Source organism: Streptomyces panaciradicis (assembly GCF_023516615.1).
In the GTDB taxonomy this organism is placed as follows: domain Bacteria; phylum Actinomycetota; class Actinomycetes; order Streptomycetales; family Streptomycetaceae; genus Streptomyces; species Streptomyces panaciradicis.
Map to the genome: position 1 here is coordinate 1 of NZ_JAMGBF010000354.1, position 334 is coordinate 334.

Annotated in this window: 1 pseudogene; it reads right to left on the reverse strand. The window is 68.0% G+C overall.

Annotated elements, in window-relative coordinates:
• A pseudogene (locus M8J74_RS44335) lies at positions 1-334 on the reverse strand (glucose-6-phosphate dehydrogenase); the annotation flags it as partial.

Below are 334 nucleotides of genomic sequence, written 5' to 3' on the forward strand. Positions count from 1 at the left end.
TCGATGCGGAAGACCTGGTCCGGCTCGAACACGTCGTGCACGAGCGCGTTCAGCTCCCGTGCGGTCGAAAGGTCGCGGCCGAAGGGCTTCTCGATGACCGCGCGCCGCCAGGAACCCTCGGGGGCGTCCGCGAGACCGTGCTGCTTCAGCTGCTCGACGACCTTGGGGAAGAACTTCGGCGGTACGGACAGGTAGAAGGCGTAGTTCCCGCTCGTGCCGCGGGCCTTGTCGAGCTCGTCGACGGTGCTGCGCAGCTGCTCGAACGCGGTGTCGTCGTCGAAGTCGCCGGGGATGAACCGCATGCCCTCGGCGAGCTGCTGCCAGACCTCCTCGC